Genomic DNA, 23,614 nt, shown 5'->3' with positions numbered 1-23,614 from the left:
TTGTTCCGCCGCCCTGCCATCGGCCAAGGCAGTAAACCCCTGGTGGAGGTAGGGCATTTGCGTTTAGGGGCTCTTTTTCCAAAAACAGCCCCTAAACGCAAATGTCCTCTCCCTGCCTTACACCTGCACCTGCGGGGCAATGGACCACTTGGCGAAAAGCCGCAACAGGATGTACCCGGCCAGACCCGAGAGGAAGGAGGCTACCAGAATAGAGAATTTGGCTTCGGTCTGGTACGCGGGGTTGTCAAAAGACAGCAGCGCCACAAAGATGGACATGGTAAACCCAATGCCGGCCAGCAGACTCAGCCCCAGCACCTGCTTCCAGGCCACGCCCTGGGGCAGAGAACTGATGCCCGCCTTCACAGACAGCCACGAGAGCAGCATGATGCCCAGCGGTTTGCCCACAAACAAACCCAGCACAATGCCCATGCCCAACCCACTGAACAGCCCCTCTACCATGCCCGCCTCAAAGGCGATGTTGGTGTTCACCAGCGCAAAGATGGGCATGATGAGGAAATTGACGGGTTTGGTGAGCGCGTGCTCCAGTTTCTCCAGCGGCGATTCCTCTGCCCCCGGCGTGGTGGGCAGGGTTAAGGCTGTGAGTACCCCGGCAATGGTGGCGTGCACCCCGGAGTGGTGAATGAAGTACCACATAAACACCCCCGGCACCAGGTACAAGACTATGTTTTTCACGCCCAGGCGGTTAAAGACCAGCAAAAGCGCAAACACGCCCGCCGCGTACAGCAGGTAAGAGAGGTGCATCTCTGTGGAGTAGAAAACGGCAATAACCAGAATGGCGCCCAAATCATCTACAATGGCCAGCGCCGTGAGAAATACCTTGAGCGAGAGCGGCACCCGGCTCCCCAGCAAAGACAGAATACCAATGGCGAAGGCAATATCAGTGGCCATGGGAATTCCCCAGCCACTGGCCACGTCGGTGCCCTGGTTCATGAGGGCGTAGATGCCGGCCGGAACCAGCATGCCGCCTATGGCCGCAAACACCGGCAGGGCCGCTTTCCCAAAGGAAGACAGTTCGCCTTCCACCAGCTCGCGCTTAATTTCCAGCCCCACCAGCAGAAAGAAAATGGCCATGAGCCCATCGTTCACCCACAGCAGAATTGGGTACCGCAAGGCCAGGTGTTCAGAACTATACCCCACTTCCCGCGCCAGAAACTGTTCAAACCCCGGCCCCAACGGTGAGTTGGCAACAGCGAGCGAAACCACCAGACAGATGATAAGGATAATGCCGCCGGCAGAGGCGGAACTAAAGAAATCACGGAAAGAACGTAGGTTGATTCTGATCATAAGCACAGGGATAGAGAGGTTCGTAAATAGTTTGTTTCCTATATCTAACGCAGTCTTTGCCCATAGTGATACCTTTAAATTTCATGTGCTGCGAAAAGCGCCGCACGCCGGCCTTAGTTTTTGAGCCATAGGGAAGAATGGATAAATAGTTGGGATGGAAATAGTTATAAATGAAAGCGTGAGCGTCTGCCGGGGCCGGCGGGTGAAAAATACGCTAAAACTTACCGTATAAATACAACCTAATGGGAAAGGAGTCGTTAAACGGTAGAAATAAAATGGGAAGGGTATGCGTGAGGAAGAAAAAGTGCTGAAAGCCATTTACGGCCTGGTGAAGGGAGATAAATCGCCGGTGCATTTGCCGGTGTCGCCGGTAACGGTAAGTCAGGGAATGGAGATGCCGTTGGAGCGGGTGTTGGCCTGCTGCCGGGTGCTGGAAAGCCACGGGTACTTGCTCAGCAGCAAAGGCCTCATGGGGAACCAGTACTACTACATCACCAAGACCGGGATAGCCGAAGCGCAGAACCCCAGTCTGCCTCTGTACCTGCTCTCGGGCACGATTCCGCCTTCCCTCGGCCGAAGATCCTGATTTAGCTATAAAGATAAGATAAATACCTGTAATGCGTTTAGGGGCCGTTTTTGAGAAAACAGCCCCTAAACGCATTTTTTATTCGCAGCCCCGCAGAGGGGGCTTGTGCGGATTTTCAGGCTTTGAGGGAATTTACCGCCTCTAAAACTTTGGTCACCTCTTCTGGAGTATTGTAGATGCCGGGCGTGAAGCGGGCGTAACTGGTGAGGTAGGGGGCGGCGGTGCAGACAATCTTCTTCTCCAGCAGGCGCTTCACCACATCCTCGGTTTCCATGCCTTCCACCTCAAAAGCGATAATCCCCGCCGAAAGCGCATCGTCTAGCGGGGTGTGCAGCGTAACGTGGGGCATGGCGGCCATACCTTCTTTGCAGAGGCGGTTAAGGGCGTGTACCCGCTCATACACCTGCTCTTTGCCAATAGCTTCTATGAACCTAAACGCCGAGGCTAGCGCCCAGCGGTTCTCCAGGGAGTGGAAACCACCCGGGGTCATCTGTTTCCCGTCCATGCGTTCGGGGCGGTTTTCTTCGGCAATGACTCTGTCCATCACATCGGTGAAGCTGGGGATCAAGGGCAGTACGTGTTGCCAGGCGGCAGAGGTGGCGGCAATAAGCCCGGTGCCGCGGGGGCCGTACAGCCATTTGTGGCACCCCGAGATGAAATAGTCGCAGCCCAGTTCCTCAAAGGTTTCCAGCTCAATCCCGAAGCCGTGCACCCCGTCTATCAGCAGCAGCACTTTATTTTCCTCGTCGCGGTGTTGGTTTAGTCTGGCAATGGCCTGGGCAATTTGCGGCACCGGGGTTTTAAGGCCGGTGCTGGAGTGAACCCAGGTAATGCCCACAATGCGCGTCTGCTCAGAAATGCCCTGCACCACGGCGGCCACCATTTCTTCCTGCGTCACTTCCTGCAACTTCTGGTACATGGGTACCCTTCTGAACGTAGCCCCGGCGCGGTGCGTGGCCATCCTGATTGCCTCATGGTGCGAGTAATGGTCGTGCTCGGTGGTCAGGATCTCATGGTGCTTCTGCAGCTTAAAGCCCGAGTAGATGGTGCCCAGGCCCATGGTGGTGCTGTCAGTGAGGGCGATGTCATTGGGTTCTGGGTGACCCAGATAGCGGGCGGCGGCTTCGCGGGCCTCCTGCATGAACTGGTCTTCATACTCTTCGGTGTACTGCACCGGGTTCTGGTTGAGCGCCCGCCGGTGCCGGGCAATGGTTTTCCTTACAGGTTTGGGGTGCGAGGCGATAAACTGCGAGGAAGCCAGGTGAATGTACTCTTTGCTCAGGTTAAACTGCGCCTTAACGTTTGCCCAATCCGTTTGCTGCCGCGTAGTGCTGTCTTTCTCTTTTGTCTGCATAGGCTTTTTGCTGTTTGTCTGTGTCCTGTGTAGCGGCCGGGTGTACGCAGTAAAGATTATCTTGAAACTGCTCCAGTGGTGCCGGGCCCGGCGTTCATTTTCTGGCAGTGCCTGCATTTGCGTTTAGGGCCTCTTTTTGGGAAAAGAGGCCCTAAACGCAAACACGGCTAGCACTCAGGGGGAGGTGCGTACTCAGGGAACCACTGTCAGGAGTTTCTGTCTCCTCTGAGTTATTTGCTTAACTGCACTTCTGGGTCATTGATGGTAGATTCTTCCCGCCACATGGCAATGTACGCGGGGTCATCCTGCCGTTTGCAGGCCCTGAACATGAGGCTGGTCTCAAAACTGAACTCCACGTTGCCTTCTGGGTCTAGGGCTATGAAGTTGCGGTCGCCTTCTATGCGGTCTTTGTAGATGGACATGGCCTGGCTGGAGGCTTCTTTGAGCGAAAGGCCTTTGTACTTCATAAGGGCATAGACTTCATGGGCCACATTGGCCCGCAGAATACCTTCGCCGTCGCCGGTGCAGGAAACGGCGCAGACCTCATTATTGGCATAGGTGCCCGCGCCAATGATAGGAGTGTCGCCCACCCGGCCGGGGTGCTGGTTCACCAAGCCGCCGGTAGAGGTGGCCGCGGCCAGGTTGCCGTGCATGTCCAGGGCAACGGCCCCAACGGTATCATTGCCTTTGGTCTCTTCTTCTTTTTGAGCCTCTTTCAGATCTTTTTCCTTTTCCTCAGTCTTAAAATAGCCATCGGGTTTCATTTCCAGGCCCTGACTTTTGGCAAATTCCTCGGCCCCGGTGGCGCAGAGCAGTACGTGCTTAGACTGCTGCATAATGGTTTTGGCCAGCGTAATAGGGTGTTTCACGTGCTTAACGCCCGCCACGGCACCGGCCTGCATGGTTTTGCCGTCCATGATGGCGGCGTCAAACTCATTGCTCTCGTCTTCTGAGAGGCTGCCGCCCTTGCCGGCGTTGAACAGCGGGTTGTTTTCCATGCTCCTCACGGCGGCCTCCACGGCGTCTATGGCGCTGCCTCCCTCTTTGAGGATATGCCAGCCGGCCATGAGGGCGTTCTCCAGTCCCTGTTCATAGGCGGCCTGTTTAGATTCACTTAAGTCTTCACGGCTCTGGTTTTCGGCGCCGCCGTGAATGGCGATCACCCACTTCTTTTCCATGATGATATGGTTTGGTTAGCTCCCGGCCTCACTGGGCCGAAGTGCTTGTGTGTACGGGCTGCCGTAGGTTCTGTTAAGCGGGGAAATACGGTAATGTAAATAGGACTTTTACTGATGTTCTTTTTTAAAGGAGCGGGCAACGTGTAGAAGCCAGTAATGAAGTGTAAATACTTAAAAGCTTCTGCCGGTGGGCGATAACCTGAAGAGGTGGGGGTGATGAAAGCTAAAATCAGTGTTTTATCTTCATAAAAGCAGTGTTTGTTCCGGCACTTACCGGGGGATGATAAACGTATGTATACTGCAGCGGGAGGCCCTGAATTGGATTATTGCAGGCTGTGCCAAGCAGGGCAAGTGGTCTGTTCTCCCGGTTAAGAAACAAACATGATGGTCCTTCATCCTAAATATATGGCTTCCTGGGTTAGGCTTCCGTTGCTGGGCAACAGGCTCAGGTGCACCCTTGCCTGGCGGCTAGGGAAGGAGGACAACACCAGGGGCTGGTGGACAGGCAGCCAGCTATAAGAACAACCACATATGCAGAGAATCATCACAGAGAAAATAGGGGATAAGCAGATTATTCTGCTGCAGGGCAACGTAGATGCCGCCGACCACCGGCTGTTCCGGCGCTTCCAGAGCCCCCGGAACCTGCACCAGGAGTACCGGCTCTGGATTGACTGCACTGATCTGGAGTGTATCAAAGACTATGGGTTTTGCCACTTCGTGAACCAGTTGCTTTTGCTCAGAAACTCAAAGGCCAGCATCACCCTGATGCACCTGAGTACCCAGCAACGGCAACTGCTGCGGCTACTCAAACTAGATTCCGTTTTTACGGTGGTAGATGAGCTCAAAGACGCTTACCAACTGGTCATGGTGTCTTAGGTGCATCTGCCCAGGCAAATTTGACCAGAACCAGATGTATGGCAGTGGGATGAGGCGCGCAGATGCCTCTTCAAGAAGAAGAACAGGAGGAAAGCAGCACCATGGGATTGGAACAGTTCAAAGACGTAGACGAGGCCTTGGCATTTTTTGGCCAGCAGGGGTATACCCACACCTTCACGTGTTGCCCCAACGGCTGGACCTGCCAGGAAACCCAAGCCCTGTACACCCCAGATGAGCTCCAGATGGAACACTGCCAGCGGTTTCAGCAATGCGGCGGCGCCTTCCACGTGGCGGTCTTATACACCGTGGTAGCACCAGACGGCACCAAAGGCATTATCCTGGATAACTGCACCACCTACGGCAACGCCCTTTTTGGCGAGTATCTGGTAAAACTGAAACTGCACCAACTGACGCCCCAAGCGCCTAAACGAGCCAACGCCCGCTAAGCACCATCGCCCTGCGGTTGGGCGGCTCCTACCTGAAAACCGTCATTTCCTGCCACAGACGGTTGAATTCTTTGCAGTAACCCGCCACCACTTTGCTGTCTGCGGTAACCAGCACATTCTCATGGTTGTACAAGGCGGCGCTGCGGGTCCAGTTGTAGGAGCCCGTGAGAACGTATTTCTGGTCTATGATGGCAAATTTGTGGTGCATGTGGTTGGCCGTGTTGTCTATCTTGACGGGAATACCCGCGTGGGCCAGTTGCTTTATGTCTGAGCCTTTGTCAAAGAGCTTCTCGTTGTCGGTGAGGAGTTGGATGTTCACGCCCCGCCGGTGGGCCGCCAGAATCTCGGCGGTGATGCGGTCATCTGAGATAGTGAAAACGCAGATCTTCAGTGATTTCCTGGCCGCTTGCAGGCTCTGTAGAATGGCGTGCAGGCAGGTGTCGCCGGGGCTGAAATAGGCGCCGCACGGGAGCGTGGCCGCCGAGGAGAAGAACGGAAGTTTGAATGCCATAGCGGGCAAGGTATCTAAAAATGCTTGAAAGGCCAATGGCCTGCCGGGGTTGGAGCGGGCAGGGTTCCCTGCATGATGTTTTCAATATTCCATGCCTCCTCTGCGTTTAGGGGCTCTTTTTCCAAAATAAGGCGCTAAACGCAGAAGCGGGGCGTTAGTAAGGCGGTTAAGCAGAAGAAAACCGACCTGAGAAACAGGTAAAGACGTTTTCGCTTTCGCCCTATTCCGGAAATCCTTAATTTTATCAGTCACAGGTAAAATTTACTCTTACTCATTCGCGTATGAAAGCCACTTTCCTTTCCCTCGTCCTGGCTGTTTTAGTGCTCTCCTCTGGTTTGGCGCAGACCCCAGCCGCAGCTCCTGCTCCTGCTCCTGCCAAAAACCGGGTGTATACCTTACAGCAGCAGTTTAGCTCGCTCAAGTACCGGTCTTCTACCCAAATGCAGTACAACCAGCCGCACAAAGTGGTCAAACTCAGCAGCCTGGACGCATTCTTCCAGAACGTGCAGGACACGCTCAAGGCCCGCCAGCAGAGCATTAAAAACGCCGCCAAAGAAACTGCCGCCGCCCTGGCCAAAACCCAGAAAGAACTCTCTGACCAGAAGACGCAGGTGCAGGTGTTGCAGGAAGTGAACGCCCAGAAAGAGAAGCAGATCCAGCAGGGGGCGCATGACGTGGCCAGCCTGTCGGTGCTGGGGCTGGACATGGACAAGCAGGTGTACGTGCTCCTGAGCCTGGGCATCATCTTGGCCCTGGGCGCGGTGGCCGGTATCTTCGCGGTCATGTACAAGAACAGCAACAAAGTGACGCAGGAGAAAATAGCGGCGTATGAGGAACTCACGGAGGAATTCAAGGCCCACAAGCAGCTGGCCCGCGAAAAGGAACTCAAACTCAAGCGTGAGCAGCAGTCTGAAGCCAATAAGGTAGAAGAACTGAAACAGCAGCTCGCGCAGCTTCGGAATTAAGAACGATCTTTAATCAGTAGCCGTAAAGGCTTACCGCCTCCTTCCGTTTAGGGGCTGTTTTCACAAAAACAGCCCCTAAACGGAAGGAGGCTTTTTCGTGGTGATTCTTTCCGGTCAGAGCCATCCGCGGGGCCCCGCGACTTTTGGGAAGAGCAATCGCATGAGCGGATAGTTTACGCTTAATGCGAAGTGCGCGGGTTTAGCGGCTCTTTTTCCTGAAACAGGCCCTAAACAGAATTGATGGGCGCTGCGCCAAATGTGGGCATTATCGCTTACCTTGTAAGGTCAACATTGAAACAACCTTCTGTTTAGCACCTGCTATGGATTTAACTGAACCACAGATTCCGGAGGCGCCGGCCGCTACCGGACACCCCCGGCAGCTTTACATGCTGTTCTTCACCGAGATGTGGGAGCGCTTCTCGTTCTACGGCATGAAAGCCCTGCTGCTGGCCTACATGGTTTCTGAACTCAAATTTGATGAACCCAAAGGGTACGCCATTCTGGGTTCCTACGCCGCGCTGGTGTACACCATGCCCATGTTTGGCGGCATGATGAGCGACCGCTTTCTGGGCGCGCGCAAAGCCGTGCTGTTTGGTGGGGTGCTCATGACCATTGGGCACCTGGTGCTGGCCCTGCCGCAGGACTGGAGCTTTTTCTACGGCATGGCCTTCATCATCTGCGGAAACGGTTTCTTCAAACCCAACATCTCCAGCCTGGTGGGCACCCTCTACGCCGACAATGATCCGCGCAAAGACAGTGCTTTCTCTATCTTCTACATGGGCATCAACATTGGCGCGGCCATGGGGGGGCTGCTCTGCGGGTACGTGGGGCAGCAGATTGACTGGCACTATGGGTTTGGGTTGGCCGGGCTGTTCATGATTCTGGGGCTGGTGGTGTTTGCGCTGGGCCGGAAATCTTTGCAGCACCGGGGCTTGCCGCCTAACCCCGTAGATCTCAGAAAGCCCCTGGTGGCGGGCATAAGCAAAGAAGTGGTGATCTACGCGGCCACGCTGGTGGTGATTCCGCTCATTGTGGCGCTCTTCCACCGTTATGAACTCATGGACTACATTATGTTCGGGTTGGGGGGTATCTCTGTGGTGTACATCCTCACGTTTGCGTTCAGGATGGAGGCCGAGGTGCGCAATAAGCTGTTTGCCGCCTTAATCCTAACCATTTCCTCCACCTTGTTCTGGGCGTTCTATGAGCAGAATGCCGGGGCGCTCAACCTGTTTGCCATGCGCAATGTAGACATGCACGTGGCCGGGATAGCCTTGCCCGCCTTGGCCGTGAACAATTTCCTGCCGCCCGCCTGGGTCATTGCCCTCAGCTTCCTGTTCTCCCGGCTGTGGCCTTTCCTGAACAGCCGGGGCATAGAACCCAACACGCCCAGCAAATTCGGGCTTTCGTTTGTGCTCATGGGCATCGGGTTTTACGTCTTCTACCTGGGCTGCGCCGCCAGCCAGGCCTCCGGCTTAATTCCGCTGTACACCTTTGTGGCGGGGTATTTCTTTATCATCTGCGGCGAGCTCTGCCTTTCGCCTATTGGCCTTTCCATGATTACCAAGCTGTCGCCGGCCAAAATTGTGGCGCTCATGATGGGAATCTGGTTTTTCGCCAGCGCCGTGGGCGAATACCTGGCCAGCAAGATAGGGGCGCTCATGAGCGTACCTGCGCACGTGGTGGACAACCCGGTGCTTTCGCTGCCTTTCTACGCCAACATCCTGAACCAGATCGGGCTTTGGTCGTGGGCTATAGGGGTGGCCTTGCTCTGCCTGGGCTTCTTCATCAGAAAACTGATGGGCGAGGTGCGTTAAGCCAGGTTTTTCATTTTTAGGAGGTGAAGGCAGTTTTCTGCGCCTTTTCTGGTAAAGCGTTTGCGTTTAGGGGCTGTTTTTCCAAAAACAGCCCCTAAACGCATTTAGAGGGAGAGTTTTGAGGTGCCAATTCCAAATCCTGAGAATTGTATTTTCTGCTCCCGTTCTTTTTTCTACCTTACTACCAAGAACGAACTTTACTAACCTATAGAAGCTATGGAGTTGAACCACAAACTACTGCGGCAGTTTGAGCAGGAAGCCGCCAATACCAGAAAGATGCTGGAACGGGTCCCCGAGGAACATTTTGACTGGAAACCGCATGCCAAGAGCATGTCTCTGCGGGATTTGGCCGCCCACGTGGCAGAGTTGCCCGGTATGTTCATTGCTTATGTGCTACAGTCTGAGGAGCTCGATTTTACCAAACAGAAATACACTCCTTTCGCCGGTACCACGCACCAGGAACTCATGGCGCATTTTGAGGACAATTACCAGAAGGCCGTGAAGGCGCTCAACGGCACCAACGTGGTGGAAATTGGCAAAACCTGGACCATGCGCAACGGCGAGCACGTCATTGTTTCCCTGCCCAGGCAGGTTGTGATCAGGAACCTGGCCATGAACCACCTCATCCACCACCGGGGGCAGTTGAGTGTGTACCTGCGCATGCTGGACGTTCCGGTACCGGGCATGTACGGCCCTTCGGCTGATGAAGCGTTTGGTAGTTAATCGCTTCCCTTTCAGCGTTTCGTCACCTGACCGGAGCGCTGTTTAGGGGCTGTTTACAGAAAAACGGCCGCTAAACAGCGCTCTGGCTTATTTCTTCGCAAAACATGAGAAAGTTGATTTTACTGTTGGCACTGAGTGGTATCACTATCACCGGTTTCGGCCAAACCAAACCCATGGAAATTCCTTTGTACAAAGGCGCGGTGCCCAATGCCGTAGCGGGACCCAATGAGGAGAAATTGGAGATAAGGCCTAATAAAAGCCAAAGCATTACCAAGGTGCGCACGCCCACGTTAACAGTCTTTTTGCCCGCCAAAGGCAAAGCCAACGGTACCGCCGTGGTCATTTGCCCGGGGGGAGGCTATGCGAAGCTGGCGTTCAGCCACGAGGGGTTGGATGTGGCGCATAAGTTGACGGAACGGGGTGTGGCCGCTTTCGTCTTGAAATACCGTTTACCTGATTCTACCGTCACTTCCAATCTGGAGATAACCCCGCTACAAGATGCCCAACAGGCGCTTTACCTGGTGCGCCAACGGGCGCAGGAGTGGGGCGTGAACCCGGAGCGGGTGGGTATTATGGGCTTCTCGGCGGGCGGTCACGTGGCCTCTACCGCGGGTACGCACTTCAACAGGCCGCAAATTCCCAATAGGGAGAATTTCTCGCTGCGGCCAGATTTCATGGTGCTGGTGTACCCGGTCATCAGCGGTGACTCGGCCATCAGTCATAAGGGTTCCTTCGCCAATTTGCTGGGGAAAAAGCCTGCGGCTGAGAAGTTGAAGACCTATTCCAATGAAACCCAGGTCACGGCCCAGACGCCGCCCACGTTCCTGCTGCACGCCTCAGACGATAAAACGGTGCCGGCCCAGAACAGCTTGGTCTTTTACCAGGCCCTGCTGCAACACAAGATTCCGGCGGAGCTGCACATTTACCAGAACGGGGGCCACGGCTTCGGGCTGAACAATAAAACCACCCAGGACCAGTGGCTGGAGCGCTGCCTCAACTGGATGGCCAGCAATAAACTTCTGGACGGCAGGCCGAAAAACTAACGACTTTGCCGAGGCTGATTAGGGGCTGTTTTTCCAAAACAAGGGCAAAACCATGGGTGGACACCCTTTCACAAGCGGGCATAAAAAAAGCCTCTCCGGGCAGGAGAGGCTTTTTTTATCTTGTTTATAGCTAAGACTAAGCCAGTTGTACGTTTACGGCGTTCATCCCTTTTTTGCCTTCTTTCAGCTCATAGGTTACCTCGTCGTTTTCTCTGATTTCGTCAATCAAAGCAGAAACGTGTACGAAATATTCCTGGTTTGAGGCACTGTCTTTAATGAAGCCGAAGCCTTTATCGTCATTAAAGAATTTTACTTTTCCTTGATTCATGTTGTTGTTCATTGTACTCTGATGACATTCCCCGGCGCCCATTCGTTCCTTTTCCAGAAAATAAACCCAATTAATTTAGGTGGGGCTGCCGGCGAGGAATGATTTATGGTTGATTTGGCCTGTTTGTTGCCGCCAGGACCAGGCAGGCATAAAAAAGCCTCTCTGTAGTAGAGAGGCTTTTGTGATATTTTGTCTTTATAGCTAAAGACTAAGCGCGCTTAACGTTGATTGCGTTTAGTCCTTTTCTTCCTTCTTGAAGATCATAGACTACTTCGTCATTTTCTCTGATTTCATCTACTAATCCAGATACGTGTACAAAGTACTCCTGATTTGAATTGTTGTCTTTGATAAAACCGAACCCCTTAGAGTCGTTGAAGAATTTTACTGTTCCTTGATTCATAAATTTGTTAAATATACAGCTACTACGCTCAAAGGTAGACATAAGTTCAGGTTTACCTAGAAAAAGATAAATTTTATTTAGGTTAAGTTAAATTACAGCCCGTAGGCAAGGTTTTAGGAATTGGATTTTTATTCCCGTACCTTTGTATCGGAAAGCAATCATTATCTCCATTCCCTTTCAGAGGCAGTCTCTGGAGGGGGCAATTCTGATAATCCTTGGAACCTGCCGTGCGGGTTTTCCCTCCTCAAGCCCTCCTCTGTTCTTGTTTCTACTCCAGAAAGGCTTTTTTACTGCCCGCAGCCCTGGCTTTTGCCGCACTGCCTAAACCATATGACAAAGCATTGAGTAAAACCTGCGTAGGCGGCAGATTTTTGTTGGCAATATTGCGCTAAGGCAGAACCGGCACCGGCCTCCTTAGAACACCATGTTTCATTTTAACTTACACTATGGCAAGATCACAGAACAGCTTCATAAAAAAACAACTAGAGCAGAAAAGGCTTAAAAAGAAAAAAGACAAGGAAGAGCGCAAGCAGGAGCGCAAAGAGAACTCATCTGGCGGCAATCTGGAAGACATGATTATGTACGTAGATGAGAACGGCAATTTTTCTTCTACGCCCCCAGAGAAGAAGAAAGAAGAAAAATAACCGCCTGGGGCCTTGGCTCCACCGCCACTACCGCTCAGGAATACGAAGCGCACGGGAAATGCTCTCCGGCAGGGGAGCTGTTCCTGGCACGCAATTTATTTTTCCTTTTCCTGAAGCAAATGAATTTATACAACCGTATAAATCGTTATCAGCGAAAGATGTTATGGATTTGATTGACGATGACCGTTGAGATAGCTCTATAGCCTTGCTTCAACTTAATTGTCCTTCATGGCCACACCTAAATTTATTGCCCCCTCCACGTCGTTCTACTCTGAGTTAAAGAACCGGACCAACGCCTATTTCGCCGAAAAGGGGAGTCACCCTTCCGGCAACTATAAATTATATATCAAAGCCGGCGTGCTGTTCGCCAGCATGGTTTTTCTGTACACGCACCTGGTGTTCTTCACGCCGCCGGTTTGGCTGGCGCTGGTAGAATGCGTTCTGATGGGCGGCGTGACGGCGGCCATCGGGTTCAACGTGATGCACGACGGGGGGCACGGCAGTTTCAGCCGCAAGAAGTGGGTGAACGAACTGGCCGGGCTTTCTCTGAACATGCTGGGCGCCAACATCCACATGTGGACCACCAAGCACAACATCATCCACCATACCTATACTAACATTGACGGCGTAGACGATGACCTGGATGCCCGCCCGTTCCTGCGCCTCTGCGAGAACCAGGAGCACCTGCGGTTCCATAAGTACCAGCATTTCTATTTCTGGGGCGCCTACGCCATGCTCTACCTGTACTGGATCTTCTTCACTGACTACGTCAAGTACTTCACCCAGAAGGTAGGGGATATCCCTATCAAGAAAATGAGCCGCAACGACCATCTTTCCTTCTGGGGTTTCAAGGTGGTGCACTTTCTGCTGTTTGTGGTGGTGCCTATTTACACCCTTGGGTTCCTGCCTTGGTTAGTGGGTTTTCTGGTGTACGGCATGTTTACAGGGCTGGTGCTCAGCATTGTGTTCCAGCTGGCGCACACAGTAGAGCATGCGCATTTCCCTATGCCCACAGAGGCCACCAACCGCATTGAAGATGAATGGGCGCTGCACCAGTTGAAAACCACCGCCAATTTTGCCACCAAGAACAAGGTAGTTTCTTGGCTTACCGGCGGACTTAATTTTCAGATTGAGCACCATTTGTTTCCGCGTATTTCGCACGTGCATTACCCGGCCATCAGTAAGATCATCAAAGAAGCCTGCGCCGAGTTTGGGGTAGCCTACCATGAGTACCCTAAAACCAGAACGGCTATTCTATCACACATTGCCCACCTGAGGCAGTTGGCGGTGCAGCCAGTACTGGTGCAACAATAACCAGAACCCCATATACAGACAAACGCGCGTCCCGCCTTGGTTTCCAGGGCGGAACGCGCGTTTTAGGCCTTTTTCTGGAAAAAGAGCCGCTAAACGCTTAGCGGTTCTGCCCTATCTGCTGCAGGAGTTCCTCGTCAGAAACAGACTCTAGCCAGTTGCTGGGCAGTTGCAGCCGTACAGTCTGGGCCTGCCCGCTGGGGGTACAGACTACCGTTACGTTTCCTTCTTCGGTTTCAGAGAGTTCAGCGTCTTTTTGGGCGGCTTTGCCCTCTAGTCCGGCGTAGGCCTGCACGCAGGTCCAGGTGAGGTTATCTTGGTCGGTTACTTCCCGTTGCGTCATGTCAAGGTTTGGTTAAAGATGAAGATGATAGCTTCTAACGGAAGTTTCCTATAAACGATGGGCGGAAATTCCCGTTTAGCGGCTCTTTTTCCCAAATCGGGGGTAAACCAGCTTTTCCTTAGGCACATGATTCCTGCACAAACCGGTTCAGCTGTTCCAGGAAAAGGTGCACGTGGTAACCATCGGCGAGGGCGTGGTGCAGGGCTACGCTCAAGGGCAAAGTAACGCGGCCGGGCTGCACCTCAATCTTCCCGAAGGCAATCTTAGGAATACCCGCCTCCTCCGGATTAACGGAGGTGGCGTGCTCAATGCCGGTAGATTTAAACCAGGGCAGCGTGGTGAGGTGCAGCAGATCGGGGCCCTGGTGCCCAATGAAGAACTGGTCGCTGTCTTTGGCCTCCTCAATAATCTGGCGCGAGCTGGCGCAGAATTCCTGCAACGTGTTCTGGTGGGGCAGGCTCACAAAGGCAATGGTCTGGTTGTGCTTGAGCACGGTGGTGGAAAGGTCCAGCCCGTCATACAGCACCACCTGGTCGCCCTCCAGCCGCAGGCGCATAGTTTCCGTGGCGCGGGCTGCTTGCAAGGTGGCGTACAGGTACCCCAGAAAGATAGACGTGCCTTGTTGCTTGCAACTGTGGTAGAGCGGCGTGATGTCTACTTCTGTGTGTACGTTGAAGAAAGGCTGGGTGAAGGACCTGAAGAAGCGGTACTGCTCTGCGCGGGCCCAGTTCTCCAGGTCAAGGGTTTGTTTAGTGTACTTCGAAATCATACTTCTCAATTTTTTTCTGAATAAGAGCACGCTCCAGGTGCATGACCAGGCCGTTTTTCACCTGCACCAGTTTCTCCTGCTCCAGCTGAGCCAGGAGGCGGTTGAGGTTGCGCTGCGAAGTGCCCAGCAGTTCGGTGAGCAGGGCTTTGGAAATCTGCAGTTCGTTGAGGCCAGACAGTTCGCGCAGGACAATAAGGAGCGTGTAGTGCAGCCGGTTGGTGTTCTGGATGGAAGACTGCAAAGAGGTGTTGAGCATTTTAGAAGCCATGGACCGGTGCATGAGCAGGTTAAACTCCTGTTCCTGGGCCAGCAGCTGCAGAAACTGGGCACTGGTCATGTAATGAAACCGGCAGGGGGTGAGGGCTTGCACCGTGCAGAAATGGGGCATGTGCATGAGGGCCTCCACGTCGCCTTCCACCTCCCCGGGGCCAAACACGCCCAAAGTGAACAACTGACTGGCGGCGGTGGTACGGGTAACCTTCACCAAACCCGAAGCCAGAATGAAGACTCCTTTGGGGGCGGTTCCCTGTTTTAGCAGAATGTCCTGGGGGTTCAGGTGCACCTCCTCAATCTGGTAACGCTCCAGCAGGGCGGGGTGCGCCTGCATGAACTGCGTGATGCGGGTGCGGTACTCGGTATAGAACTGCTCTTCCATGCCACAAACTTACAGGCTTCGCGCGCCGCGCCCAAGGACATTTGTCTTTCTCCCCAGGAAAGCGCCAAAGCTCCTGCGCGCTTATGGATTGCGGCTAACCTGAAATCTGATACAGACCCTGCTTAACGTCAGCGCCAGGTAATTTTACCTGGCGCTGACGTTGGAACTGGAAATCATTTTATGGACAAGAGAAGCATTAGATAAATGGCTATGGCACCAGCTTTTGGGTGACATAGAAATTGGCGTCTACCTTAAGGTCTGGGGTACCATTGGCGAGTTTGGTGTCTTTCCAGGTATCAGTTTGCGGTTGCAGCCATTTCTCCTGGCCGTTCAGCCACACTTTTACTGGCAGATTGAAGCCGCTCACGCTATTGGCCCAGCGGTACGAGAGGCGGTTTCCGTTGACGCGGTACTCCAACACCGGTATGCGCACATCGCGCAGGTACTGGTTGAAGAAGGTGCTGAGGTCTTTCCCTGTTTGTTTACTCAGGTAGTTCTCAATCTGGGCGGCGGTCACGGTTTGGTGGTAGAACTCTTTGTTGAGGCCCCGCAGGATGCTGCGCCACTTCTTGTCATTGTTCACCACCTGGCGCAAGGTGTGCAGCATGTTGGCCCCTTTGTTGTACATGTCGCCGGAGCCGGAGTGGTTTACGTCATAATAGCCAATGATGGGCCGGTCATTGCGGATGCCTTTGCGCGTGCCAATCACGTACTCGCTGCCCGCCTGTTTGCCATAGAAATACTCCACAAAGAGATTCTCTGAGTAGGCCGTGAAGCTCTCATGAATCCACATATCGGCGATATCTTTGTAGGTGATGTTGTTAGCGAACCACTCATGCCCGCTCTCATGGATGATGATGAAGTCGAACTTCAGGCCCCAGCCGGTGCCGCTCAGGTCGCGGCCCAGATAGCCGTTCTGGTACTTGTTGCCGTAGGTCACGGAGCTTTGATGTTCCATGCCCAGGTACGGCACCTCTACCAGCTTAAAGCCGTCTTCATAGAAAGGGTAGGGGCCAAACCAGTGCTCAAAGGCTTTGAGCATGCGGGGCACGTCCTTGAACTGGGCTTTGGCCTTCTCCAGGTTATCGCGCAGCACATAGTAGTTGCAGTCCAGAGGGCCTTTCTCACCGGCGTAGGTCTCAGAAAAATGCACGTAATCGCCAATGTTCACATTCACGCCGTAGTTGTTGATAGGGTTCACCACCGCCCAATGAAAGGTTTTGGTGCCGTCTGCCAGCTGTTCCACCTGCCGAAGTCGCCCGTTGGAGACGTTGGTCAGGTGGCCGGGCACGTTTACGCGTATGATCATGCTGTCTGGCTCGTCATACATGTGGTCTTTGCAGGGCCAGAAAAGGCTGGCTCCATCGCCCTGCACAGAGGTGGCAATGAAAGGATTACCCTTTGTGTCTTTTTTCCAGGTCACGCCGCCGCTCCACGGCGGATTGGTACTCACCTGCGGTTTGCCGCCGTAGTGCACTTCCACGGTTTGCAGAGAGCCGGGAGACTGCTGTTCCTTGAGCTGGATAAACCAGGCATTGCCTTCCTGCCTTACCGGTAGTTTCTGCCCGTTCTGCACCACCTGGTTGATGTGCATGGGAGCCTGTAAGTCTATCTGGAGAGTCTGCTGGGGTTTCAGGACTTTATATCTTACCAAATTTACGCCCTGCATGCTGCTGTCTTGGGGGTTCACTTTTATGCGCAGGTCATAGTGCACCAGGTCCCACCACGCCCGCTCCGGGGTAATGGAGCCGCGCAAAGTGTCTTGCCGGGTAAACGTGGGTTTGGTCTGCGCACGCGCCATAAAAGCGGAGAAGCATAGAAACAGGAAAAGGCAGTAAGGAAGGTGTTTGTGCATGAGAATTTTCTGTTTTGAATGCCTGAATTTAAGGAGTGAACCCGAATACCTATTCAGTAGTGGAAAGTCTTTTCTTTTGAGGGTAGAATAAGTGAAACTATTAACGGGCTGCTGAGTTTGCCGAAGGATTGCAGCAGGTGCACGGCTTTGGCAGTTGCCTTGGATTGGTTGCTTTTCTAGGGCTTTATAGACTGTGTTGTTCCATAGTTTCTGCTATGCGCTCACGGCCGCGGGGCCCCGTCTTCCCTTCTCGCACTGCCCTTTCGGCCATGCCAGTGTTTTCTGCTCTTTGCTTCTGCTTTTCTTTGGCCAAAAGCGAGGCGCTCCAGGGAAAGACTGGAAATGGGTTCTTCAGGCTTGAAGGTGCTGCTTTGCTGTATTGCTCATGCTGCCTCTTTGACAGAAGATGCCTCTTCATTGATGACTCTTATATCTTGAAGCTTCCTTTATGACTTGCACGCATATCGTCCCCTTTGAAGGGGGTAGGGGGATGACCACCCCTCGTTGAAGGCAGGGCCATTAAGCTCTCTCGCTCGCCTCTGGCGAGTGTGGGCTACGTGCGGCGTCCCGCCGCGGGGGGTGGTAGTGAAGGTTCCTTCTTAGCGGCCAAAGGCCGCAGGTATCTCACACTCGCCAGAGGCGAGCGAGTTTGTCACAGGACTTAACGGCCCTGCCTTCTGAAAGGGTAGGGGATGACCTCTCCTGCTGAACCATTTTCCCCCCTCGCTCGGCTCTGGCTGCTGGGTGTACCGCTGGGGAGAGAATTGTATTGCCCTGAGGCTACTCAATACCATACACCCGCTAGTAAGGGGTATGGTTTCTTGTATAGAGAACTTAACGGGGTGCCTATCTGCACAGGTTAGGAGTTGATTTAGCAATATAAGTAATTGCACCTTGGGTTACTTATTCTCCAGCAAGGCAATGGCCTGGTCAAGCTTGTGCAGGAGTGGTTCTAGCTCAGTCTTCAGGGCATGGCGGTTGGCGGCGTAGACCAATACGTTGATGACGGCTACAATTCCCAGATTAAAGGCCAGCATCCCTTTGCTAGACGGAAACCCCAGGAAATACAGCAACAGGCAAATGTTCAAGGGCATCATATACCAGTACATCGCTTTCTGGAGCAGCCGCATCTGTCTGTGCAGGTACTCTCTATACTGGTGCAGATACTCTTGAACGGGGACGGCAATGTTCTGCGGCTGTTGGCTGCGGTTCCGTCTGAGCTGGTAGATAATGAACATACAAAACGGCACCGCTAAGCCAGCGCCCAGTTTAGTGAGCGGGAAAGGAAAGCGCCAGGAGACAAAGGCAAAAAGCGGAATCATGAGCAGGGCCACGCCTATCTCGCGGCGGTCCCGATCCCTTATTTTCTGGTTCAGATCCTGCGTCTGCCGGTTCACTTCCTGCAAAAGAAGATCCTGGTTTACCTCGATTGGGGGCATGGAAGAGCCATTCTGCCAGAGGTTCTTTAAGTCCTGGTCTAGCATAGCGTAGGTTGTAAACAGGTGAACAGTTTTTCTCTGATGCGTTTCATTTTCACGGCCACGTGGTTCTCTGTGAGGCCGGTTACGGCGGCAATCTCTTTGTAGGGCAAATCCTCCAGGTAGAGCAGTACCAGAGAGCGGTCGGTTTCGGGTAGTTTCTGGATGCAAGCCCGCAAAGCCTGAAGCTGGGCTTCCTGCTCGGGTTCCGGAGGTGTTGCAGGTAAATTGGCAAACTGAATGCTGTCCAGGGGGCGGGTTTGCTTCTGTTCGCGCTTTATTTTGTGGCGCGCCTGTAAACACACGTTTAACGTGATGCGGTAGGCCCAGGTCTGTACCTGCGCCTGCCCCCTAAACGTGGGCAGCGACTTCCAGATCTGCAACACCGTTTCCTGGAACAAATCCTGCGCCTCCTCATGGTTGCGCGCGTACGCCTGGCAGATGCGGTACAGGCGCTCTTTCTGCGTGTGCAGCAATTCCAGGAAAAGCGTCTCTAGGGGAGGTTCCATGCACGGAAGTTTAGCCGGTTCAGTAAGTTAGTGCGCTCACCCCAGCAAATATGACAGAGATACCTAGAAATATTTTTCAAGAGTAGCAGAACAGTTGGTTTGGACCTAATTCTGGAAAATAAGCCGCTAAACGCATCAAGTGTTGTCTATCTCTCGCTTGCCTCCTGCACGCTAATAATAAACGTGAGACAGCAGTTCTGTTTTGGCAGCTTTTTCCCAAAAAGAGCCGCTAAAAGGAAAGGCATCATCTGCTTTGAGGTAAATTTCATTCAAGGGAATATTCCTTCAATTCAATTCTCTGAAACCATGAACTACAACTCCCGCCGCTTATATCTTTGGTCGCGGGTTATTAAGAGAATACTATGAATACATATTTATTGGTGCCTATTTATAATCAATACCTTAGTGCCATACTGTGTTTTAAGCCACAGCCTTTTCTTTGACTGTATGCTGCCCATCGCGGCCAGAGGCCGCAGGTATCTCACACTCGCCAGAGGCGAGCGAGTGCCTTTTTGGGCTGTTTCCCAATAACAGCCCAAAAAATGTGTCACCCAAAGCCAACTGCCGGTTTCCTGCAGGTCACCACCGGCCCCACGTTCATTTAGCTTATCCAAACATCCCAATACAACTAATTTCGTTCAACTAAGGGGACATCCACTTCTCTAATCTACTACAACTATGAACTATAATTTTTTGGCAGACACTGGCGTGCTGGTGTCAGAGCTGTGCTTGGGAGCCATGACCTTTGGCGGCGGTGATAACGCAGGCATGTGGTCGCAGATTGGTAAACTGCAGCAAGACGAGGTGAACAGTCTGCTCAGAACTGCCGCAGACGCGGGCATCAACTTCATTGACACGGCTAATGTGTATTCCTTCGGGCAGAGCGAGCAGTTGCTGGGCGAAGGGCTGAGACAAGTAGGCCTGAACCGGAACGATCTCTTCATTGCCACCAAAGTACGCGGCAAAATGGGTGAGGGCGTGAACCAGCAGGGGCTGTCCAGGTACCACGTGTTCCAGTCGGTGGAGGAGAGCCTGAAGCGCCTGCAGATGGACCACATTGACTTGCTGTATGTACACGGCGTAGACGAAGCCATGTCTATTGAACAGGTGGTGCACACGCTGCATGATGTGGTCATGAGCGGCAAGGTGCGGTATGTGGGTGTCTGTAACTGGCCCGCCTGGATGGTCATGAAAGCCATTGGCATAGCCAAGCAGCACGGCTGGCACCAATTCAAAGCCATGCAGTACTTCTACACCCCCGCCAACCGCGATTCTGAGCGCGATCTGCTGCCGCTGGCCCTGGACCAGAACCTGGCTTTCATGCCTTGGAGCCCGTTAGCCGGCGGGTTCCTGTCGGGTAAGTTCACGCGGGACCAGACCAGTACCGGCGGGGCCTCACGCCGCGATACCTTTGACTTCCCCATCATCGACAAAGAAAAAGCCTATGACATCATTGATGTGCTCCTGCAGCTAGGGGAGAAGCACGGCGTGTCGGCGGCGGAGATCACCCTGGCGTGGGTGCGGCAGCAGCGTGGCGTAACCAGCACCATCATTGGGGCCAAAAAACCGGAACAGCTTACCTCCAATATCCATTCCACCACGGTATATCTTGCTCCGGACGAAATTGCACAGATCAACAGCGCCAGCCAGCACGAGCCCGGTTATCCTAACTGGATGGTAGAGCGCCAGCGCATGGGCCGCTTCCCAGACCGGAAGTAGCGTTTTTAAAGGCAGGCAAGGGTAGGGCGAAAGTGCGTTTAGGGGCTGTTTTTCTAAAAACAGCCCCTAAACGCACTGTTATTTTGCTTCAGCCTGCGGGGCTGGGGCAAGGTAGAAAAGGAAAACTGCGGTGATGCAGTAGGGCAATAGTATTAGGCTCAGGCCACTGCTTTGCCGTTAAAATGGCTGGGCGTCTTGCGCAGCCAGTCCAGGGCATCTGCCGCGGTATAAAAAAATTGCAGTTCGTAGCACACCTCAGACGTCATGAGGCAACATTCAAGGGTGCGAGCGTGGTTGGGATCCTGAGGCACCACCACGGCAAGCTGCTGTACCTCGGTCTGGCACAAAACGGGAATGATTCTATGTGACAGCCAGAGCAACTCCAGCGGCGACGGATAGCCCCGGTGGGTATTGTCAGACATGATTTTCTTTATGTTGTATTGGCGGATCATGTCTAAAAAGAGGAGGGTGCCACTTCTGTAATCTGCGGTAGAGGGCGGTTTCACCCAATTTAACTTTAAAATCTGATCAAGGGTATGTAAGGTTATTTCGTACAGCGCCGTGTGCTGTAGCAGAATGGTATCTTGTTTCATAGTGGGGGAGTTTGAGTTGGGTCATATATGATATTCCTAAGTTTTGGATAGATGGTATGGTTCTCTTGGTTTGGTTAAGTAGTAGTAAATAGTCCACTTTGTGATACAGTGGCTGGCTGTAAGGGTTTATACTTATATTTCAGGCAAAAAGGTGTGGTTTTTGGCCGATTTGTGTAATTTTAGATGCTATAGAGACGATTTAATATCATGATAGCGGAATAAAGCCCGAAGATTATTAGATTAGCTGATTTTCAGATCTAAGAAATAGTCAAGTTTTACTACTGGATTTTGAGTATTGCATTTGTATTGGATTATTTGGTAACGCCTTCTCTCAGGGAGGGGAAAGCATCATTCTCACTGTGTACCACAGCCATCTGCTTCTAGGTACAACCTGCCAGAATGTGCAGATTGGGTAAGGGAGGCTGGGGGAATAAGCAGCGGGTTTTAAAGAGAGAAGCTGCAAGGTGGGTATAGGAAAAATGTGAGCAACTTGCGTCTTTTGCAGGAAACCCTCATTTGTCCATGCTTACCATCTACCATAACAACCGCTGCAGCAAAAGCCGCCAAGCCTTACAACTGCTCCAGGAGAACGGACATCAGCCCAAGGTGGTGCCTTACCTCACCCAAACTCCCACCGCGGCTGAACTAAAGGAGCTCCTGACCAAACTGAAACTGTCACCGGAAGACATCATCCGGAAGGGGGAGAAACTGTACAAAGAGGTATACGCGGGCCAGCACCTCACCCAAGACCAATGGCTGGAAGTACTGTCCCAAAACCCGGTGCTCCTGGAGCGGCCTATCGTGGTGAATGGAGACAAAGCCGTAGTTGGCCGCCCACCTGAAAACGTCCTGACTATTCTTTAAGGCCGAGTGCCATTGAGGGAGCGGCTTCCGGGGCGGGAACCAAAGGAGCGTCGGAGTTGGGAGCTTTCAGGAGGTTGAGGTCATGTTTGGAAAGGGACCTTACCGCCAGCACCACGCTGACCACCGTAAGCAAGGCGCCCATGAGAAACGGAGCCCCTGGAAAATAAACGCTTGCACCTTTCTGCGTGAAATGGGCGAACAGGTACGTCATGAGCGGCGGGCCCACAATAGAGGTGGCGCTCACCAAGCCCGTTAAACCGCCCTGCAACTCGCCCTGTTCATTGGCGGGCACCTGCGACGAGATGATGCCCTGTAACGCGGGCCCGGCAATGCCGCCCAGGCAGTAAGGAACCAGAATGGCAAACATCATCCAGCCCTGCGTGGCCAACCCGAAGAGCAGGAACCCCACCGCGTAAAGCGCCAGCCCATAATACACCGACCTTTTTGCTCCCAGCCAGGGATTGATGAACCTAATGAGCCCGCCCTGCACCAGGGCCACCATCACCCCCAGAAAGCCCATAGAATAACCTACCCAGGCCTCGTTCCACCCAAATTTCTCCATGGTATAGTAAGACCAGGTGCTTTGCGTGGAGTGGGCGGCTATGTAAATAAAAATGAGCGAACCCACCAGACCGGCAATCACTGGGTAGCGCTTTAACTGCAGCAAAGAGCCCACAGGGTTGGCGCGTTTCAGGTTAAACGGACGGCGGTTCTCCGGAGCCAAAGATTCTGGGAGGATAAAGTACCCGTACAGCCAGTTGAGCAGGGTCATGGCGGCTGCGGCGTAAAACGGCACCCGCGCACCGTATTGCCCCAGTACCCCGCCAATGACAGGACCAATGATAAAGCCCAAGCCGAAGGCGGCCCCCACCATCCCGAAGTTCTGCGCCCGCTTCTCTGGAGTGCTGATGTCGGCGATGTAGGCGGTGGCGGTGGTCATGCTGGCCCCCGTGATCCCGGCAATGATACGGCCCACAAACAGCCAGCCAATGTTGGGTGCCAGCGCCAGCAGGATGTAGTCAATCCCAAACCCGAACAGCGAGAACAGCAGCACCGGCCGTCTCCCAAACCGGTCTGAAAGGTTGCCCAATACCGGCGAGAACAGGAACTGCGTGATGGAGTAGGCGAACATTAGCCAGCCCCCGTAGAGAGAGGCATCGCTCAGGCTGCCGTTGATCAGTTCACTGATGAGTTTGGGCAACACCGGAATGATGATCCCAAACCCGATCACGTCAATGAGTAAGGTCACGAAGATAAATCCCAGTGCCGCTTTGCGCTGCTCTTTCATAGTGATTCTGTTTTTAGCAAGTGAGTGCTAAAAATAATAGGAATTTTGCAAGCGGCA

At 53.3% G+C, this 23,614-nt stretch carries 25 protein-coding genes; 11 read left to right on the top strand and 14 right to left on the bottom strand.

All coding sequences use genetic code 11. The annotated features are described in order from the left end of the window. Positions 1-117: 117 nt before the first annotated feature. Positions 118-1,305: a Na+/H+ antiporter NhaA gene (gene nhaA / locus EFA69_RS05180; RefSeq protein ID WP_123132041.1), complete on the bottom strand. Its 1,188-nt coding sequence runs from the start codon at positions 1,303-1,305 to the stop codon at positions 118-120. Positions 1,306-1,591: 286 nt separating this feature from the next. Between nhaA and EFA69_RS05175 the strand changes: the two genes are divergently transcribed. After that, on the top strand, positions 1,592-1,891 hold the full coding sequence (locus EFA69_RS05175; RefSeq protein ID WP_123132040.1) for a hypothetical protein: 300 nt from the start codon (positions 1,592-1,594) through the stop codon (positions 1,889-1,891). 115 nt (positions 1,892-2,006) lie between these two features. Here EFA69_RS05175 and EFA69_RS05170 read toward each other — a convergent pair whose 3' ends face one another. Together EFA69_RS05170 and EFA69_RS05165 are read right to left on the bottom strand one after the other, a co-directional pair. Continuing rightward, positions 2,007-3,245, bottom strand: a complete 1,239-nt coding sequence (locus EFA69_RS05170; protein WP_183906697.1) for an aminotransferase class V-fold PLP-dependent enzyme — start codon at positions 3,243-3,245, stop codon at positions 2,007-2,009. A 230-nt stretch (positions 3,246-3,475) separates the two neighbouring features. Beyond that, a complete protein-coding gene (locus tag EFA69_RS05165) occupies positions 3,476-4,423 on the bottom strand; it encodes an isoaspartyl peptidase/L-asparaginase family protein (protein ID WP_123132038.1) in 948 nt (315 codons plus the stop codon). Positions 4,424-4,954: 531 nt separating this feature from the next. Here EFA69_RS05165 and EFA69_RS05160 point away from each other — a divergent pair. After that, the gene (locus tag EFA69_RS05160; protein WP_123132037.1) at positions 4,955-5,299 is read left to right on the top strand and encodes a hypothetical protein; all 345 of its coding nucleotides are present in this window, start codon (positions 4,955-4,957) and stop codon (positions 5,297-5,299) included. A gap of 62 nt (positions 5,300-5,361) precedes the next feature. Then, positions 5,362-5,745 carry a hypothetical protein gene (locus EFA69_RS05155; RefSeq protein WP_123132036.1) on the top strand — a complete coding sequence of 128 codons (384 nt, stop codon included), beginning with the start codon at positions 5,362-5,364 and terminating at the stop codon, positions 5,743-5,745. A 28-nt stretch (positions 5,746-5,773) separates the two neighbouring features. Here the strand turns inward: EFA69_RS05155 and EFA69_RS05150 are convergent, their stop codons facing one another. Then, a complete protein-coding gene (locus tag EFA69_RS05150) occupies positions 5,774-6,256 on the bottom strand; it encodes a phospholipase D-like domain-containing protein (protein ID WP_123132035.1) in 483 nt (160 codons plus the stop codon). A gap of 281 nt (positions 6,257-6,537) precedes the next feature. Between EFA69_RS05150 and EFA69_RS05145 the strand changes: the two genes are divergently transcribed. The 4 genes from EFA69_RS05145 (at position 6,538) to EFA69_RS05130 (ending at position 10,801) form a co-directional block, all read left to right on the top strand. Further along, complete coding sequence (locus tag EFA69_RS05145; RefSeq protein ID WP_123132034.1) at positions 6,538-7,221, top strand: hypothetical protein; 684 nt, start codon at positions 6,538-6,540, stop codon at positions 7,219-7,221. 320 nt (positions 7,222-7,541) lie between these two features. Then, positions 7,542-9,035, top strand: coding sequence for a peptide MFS transporter (locus EFA69_RS05140; RefSeq protein ID WP_123132033.1), 1,494 nt, complete (start codon positions 7,542-7,544; stop codon positions 9,033-9,035). A gap of 216 nt (positions 9,036-9,251) precedes the next feature. After that, positions 9,252-9,758, top strand: coding sequence for a DinB family protein (locus EFA69_RS05135; protein WP_123132032.1), 507 nt, complete (start codon positions 9,252-9,254; stop codon positions 9,756-9,758). Between the two features lie 104 nt (positions 9,759-9,862). Beyond that, on the top strand, positions 9,863-10,801 hold the full coding sequence (locus EFA69_RS05130) for an alpha/beta hydrolase (protein WP_123132031.1): 939 nt from the start codon (positions 9,863-9,865) through the stop codon (positions 10,799-10,801). Between the two features lie 136 nt (positions 10,802-10,937). Here EFA69_RS05130 and EFA69_RS05125 read toward each other — a convergent pair whose 3' ends face one another. Both EFA69_RS05125 and EFA69_RS05120 read right to left on the bottom strand, forming a co-directional pair. After that, complete coding sequence (locus tag EFA69_RS05125; RefSeq protein ID WP_123132195.1) at positions 10,938-11,129, bottom strand: cold-shock protein; 192 nt, start codon at positions 11,127-11,129, stop codon at positions 10,938-10,940. 208 nt (positions 11,130-11,337) lie between these two features. Further along, a complete protein-coding gene (locus EFA69_RS05120; RefSeq protein ID WP_062542011.1) occupies positions 11,338-11,529 on the bottom strand; it encodes a cold-shock protein in 192 nt (63 codons plus the stop codon). Positions 11,530-11,975: 446 nt separating this feature from the next. On the opposite strand from EFA69_RS05120, the gene EFA69_RS05115 reads away from it, so the two are divergent. Together EFA69_RS05115 and EFA69_RS05110 are read left to right on the top strand one after the other, a co-directional pair. Then, positions 11,976-12,173 (top strand): hypothetical protein, encoded by a 198-nt coding sequence (locus EFA69_RS05115; RefSeq protein ID WP_123132030.1) that lies wholly within the window; start codon positions 11,976-11,978, stop codon positions 12,171-12,173. 228 nt (positions 12,174-12,401) lie between these two features. Continuing rightward, the gene (locus EFA69_RS05110; RefSeq protein WP_123132029.1) at positions 12,402-13,487 is read left to right on the top strand and encodes a fatty acid desaturase family protein; all 1,086 of its coding nucleotides are present in this window, start codon (positions 12,402-12,404) and stop codon (positions 13,485-13,487) included. A 97-nt stretch (positions 13,488-13,584) separates the two neighbouring features. Here the strand turns inward: EFA69_RS05110 and EFA69_RS05105 are convergent, their stop codons facing one another. The 6 genes from EFA69_RS05105 to EFA69_RS05075 all read right to left on the bottom strand — a co-directional run bounded on the left by EFA69_RS05105 (position 13,585) and on the right by EFA69_RS05075 (position 19,093). Then, on the bottom strand, positions 13,585-13,827 hold the full coding sequence (locus EFA69_RS05105) for a hypothetical protein (RefSeq protein ID WP_123132028.1): 243 nt from the start codon (positions 13,825-13,827) through the stop codon (positions 13,585-13,587). A gap of 118 nt (positions 13,828-13,945) precedes the next feature. Continuing rightward, complete coding sequence (locus EFA69_RS05100) at positions 13,946-14,596, bottom strand: CatA-like O-acetyltransferase (protein ID WP_123132027.1); 651 nt, start codon at positions 14,594-14,596, stop codon at positions 13,946-13,948. Next, entirely contained in the window at positions 14,577-15,251 is a 675-nt protein-coding gene (locus EFA69_RS05095; protein ID WP_123132026.1) for a Crp/Fnr family transcriptional regulator, read from the bottom strand. The genes EFA69_RS05100 and EFA69_RS05095 overlap by 20 nt, the downstream gene beginning before the upstream one ends. A 208-nt stretch (positions 15,252-15,459) precedes the next feature. Further along, the gene (locus EFA69_RS05090; protein ID WP_123132025.1) at positions 15,460-17,106 is read right to left on the bottom strand and encodes a M1 family metallopeptidase; all 1,647 of its coding nucleotides are present in this window, start codon (positions 17,104-17,106) and stop codon (positions 15,460-15,462) included. An 899-nt stretch (positions 17,107-18,005) separates the two neighbouring features. Continuing rightward, on the bottom strand, positions 18,006-18,590 hold the full coding sequence (locus tag EFA69_RS05080; protein WP_123132023.1) for a hypothetical protein: 585 nt from the start codon (positions 18,588-18,590) through the stop codon (positions 18,006-18,008). After that, positions 18,584-19,093: an RNA polymerase sigma factor gene (locus EFA69_RS05075; RefSeq protein ID WP_123132022.1), complete on the bottom strand. Its 510-nt coding sequence runs from the start codon at positions 19,091-19,093 to the stop codon at positions 18,584-18,586. Before EFA69_RS05075 ends, EFA69_RS05080 begins: the two co-directional genes overlap by 7 nt. 678 nt (positions 19,094-19,771) lie before the next feature. Between EFA69_RS05075 and EFA69_RS05070 the strand changes: the two genes are divergently transcribed. Further along, entirely contained in the window at positions 19,772-20,812 is a 1,041-nt protein-coding gene (locus tag EFA69_RS05070; protein ID WP_123132021.1) for an aldo/keto reductase, read from the top strand. A 158-nt stretch (positions 20,813-20,970) separates the two neighbouring features. On the opposite strand, the gene EFA69_RS05065 is transcribed toward EFA69_RS05070, so the two are convergent. Then, complete coding sequence (locus EFA69_RS05065; RefSeq protein ID WP_123132020.1) at positions 20,971-21,405, bottom strand: hypothetical protein; 435 nt, start codon at positions 21,403-21,405, stop codon at positions 20,971-20,973. Positions 21,406-21,927: 522 nt separating this feature from the next. Here EFA69_RS05065 and arsC point away from each other — a divergent pair. After that, positions 21,928-22,269, top strand: a complete 342-nt coding sequence (gene arsC / locus EFA69_RS05060; RefSeq protein ID WP_123132019.1) for an arsenate reductase (glutaredoxin) — start codon at positions 21,928-21,930, stop codon at positions 22,267-22,269. Here the strand turns inward: arsC and EFA69_RS05055 are convergent. Continuing rightward, entirely contained in the window at positions 22,259-23,557 is a 1,299-nt protein-coding gene (locus tag EFA69_RS05055; protein WP_123132018.1) for a TCR/Tet family MFS transporter, read from the bottom strand. The genes arsC and EFA69_RS05055 overlap by 11 nt on opposite strands. Positions 23,558-23,614 lie beyond the last annotated feature (57 nt).

It is taken from the genome of Rufibacter immobilis, assembly GCF_003721565.1.
Classification (GTDB): Bacteria; Bacteroidota; Bacteroidia; order Cytophagales; family Hymenobacteraceae; genus Nibribacter; species Nibribacter immobilis.
This window is presented reverse-complemented; position numbering and strand designations above follow the sequence as displayed.

What these genes read in the sequence shown, in the direction of transcription:
- nhaA (WP_123132041.1), bottom strand. Translation starts at nt 1,305, where the DNA reads ATGATCAGAATCAACCTACGTTCTTTCCGTGATTTCTTTAGTTCCGCC.
- EFA69_RS05175 (WP_123132040.1), top strand. Translation starts at nt 1,592, where the DNA reads ATGCGTGAGGAAGAAAAAGTGCTGAAAGCCATTTACGGCCTGGTGAAG.
- EFA69_RS05170 (WP_183906697.1), bottom strand. Translation starts at nt 3,245, where the DNA reads ATGCAGACAAAAGAGAAAGACAGCACTACGCGGCAGCAAACGGATTGG.
- EFA69_RS05165 (WP_123132038.1), bottom strand. Translation starts at nt 4,423, where the DNA reads ATGGAAAAGAAGTGGGTGATCGCCATTCACGGCGGCGCCGAAAACCAG.
- EFA69_RS05160 (WP_123132037.1), top strand. Translation starts at nt 4,955, where the DNA reads ATGCAGAGAATCATCACAGAGAAAATAGGGGATAAGCAGATTATTCTG.
- EFA69_RS05155 (WP_123132036.1), top strand. Translation starts at nt 5,362, where the DNA reads ATGCCTCTTCAAGAAGAAGAACAGGAGGAAAGCAGCACCATGGGATTG.
- EFA69_RS05150 (WP_123132035.1), bottom strand. Translation starts at nt 6,256, where the DNA reads ATGGCATTCAAACTTCCGTTCTTCTCCTCGGCGGCCACGCTCCCGTGC.
- EFA69_RS05145 (WP_123132034.1), top strand. Translation starts at nt 6,538, where the DNA reads ATGAAAGCCACTTTCCTTTCCCTCGTCCTGGCTGTTTTAGTGCTCTCC.
- EFA69_RS05140 (WP_123132033.1), top strand. Translation starts at nt 7,542, where the DNA reads ATGGATTTAACTGAACCACAGATTCCGGAGGCGCCGGCCGCTACCGGA.
- EFA69_RS05135 (WP_123132032.1), top strand. Translation starts at nt 9,252, where the DNA reads ATGGAGTTGAACCACAAACTACTGCGGCAGTTTGAGCAGGAAGCCGCC.
- EFA69_RS05130 (WP_123132031.1), top strand. Translation starts at nt 9,863, where the DNA reads ATGAGAAAGTTGATTTTACTGTTGGCACTGAGTGGTATCACTATCACC.
- EFA69_RS05125 (WP_123132195.1), bottom strand. Translation starts at nt 11,129, where the DNA reads ATGAATCAAGGAAAAGTAAAATTCTTTAATGACGATAAAGGCTTCGGC.
- EFA69_RS05120 (WP_062542011.1), bottom strand. Translation starts at nt 11,529, where the DNA reads ATGAATCAAGGAACAGTAAAATTCTTCAACGACTCTAAGGGGTTCGGT.
- EFA69_RS05115 (WP_123132030.1), top strand. Translation starts at nt 11,976, where the DNA reads ATGGCAAGATCACAGAACAGCTTCATAAAAAAACAACTAGAGCAGAAA.
- EFA69_RS05110 (WP_123132029.1), top strand. Translation starts at nt 12,402, where the DNA reads ATGGCCACACCTAAATTTATTGCCCCCTCCACGTCGTTCTACTCTGAG.
- EFA69_RS05105 (WP_123132028.1), bottom strand. Translation starts at nt 13,827, where the DNA reads ATGACGCAACGGGAAGTAACCGACCAAGATAACCTCACCTGGACCTGC.
- EFA69_RS05100 (WP_123132027.1), bottom strand. Translation starts at nt 14,596, where the DNA reads ATGATTTCGAAGTACACTAAACAAACCCTTGACCTGGAGAACTGGGCC.
- EFA69_RS05095 (WP_123132026.1), bottom strand. Translation starts at nt 15,251, where the DNA reads ATGGAAGAGCAGTTCTATACCGAGTACCGCACCCGCATCACGCAGTTC.
- EFA69_RS05090 (WP_123132025.1), bottom strand. Translation starts at nt 17,106, where the DNA reads ATGCACAAACACCTTCCTTACTGCCTTTTCCTGTTTCTATGCTTCTCC.
- EFA69_RS05080 (WP_123132023.1), bottom strand. Translation starts at nt 18,590, where the DNA reads ATGCTAGACCAGGACTTAAAGAACCTCTGGCAGAATGGCTCTTCCATG.
- EFA69_RS05075 (WP_123132022.1), bottom strand. Translation starts at nt 19,093, where the DNA reads ATGGAACCTCCCCTAGAGACGCTTTTCCTGGAATTGCTGCACACGCAG.
- EFA69_RS05070 (WP_123132021.1), top strand. Translation starts at nt 19,772, where the DNA reads ATGAACTATAATTTTTTGGCAGACACTGGCGTGCTGGTGTCAGAGCTG.
- EFA69_RS05065 (WP_123132020.1), bottom strand. Translation starts at nt 21,405, where the DNA reads ATGAAACAAGATACCATTCTGCTACAGCACACGGCGCTGTACGAAATA.
- arsC (WP_123132019.1), top strand. Translation starts at nt 21,928, where the DNA reads ATGCTTACCATCTACCATAACAACCGCTGCAGCAAAAGCCGCCAAGCC.
- EFA69_RS05055 (WP_123132018.1), bottom strand. Translation starts at nt 23,557, where the DNA reads ATGAAAGAGCAGCGCAAAGCGGCACTGGGATTTATCTTCGTGACCTTA.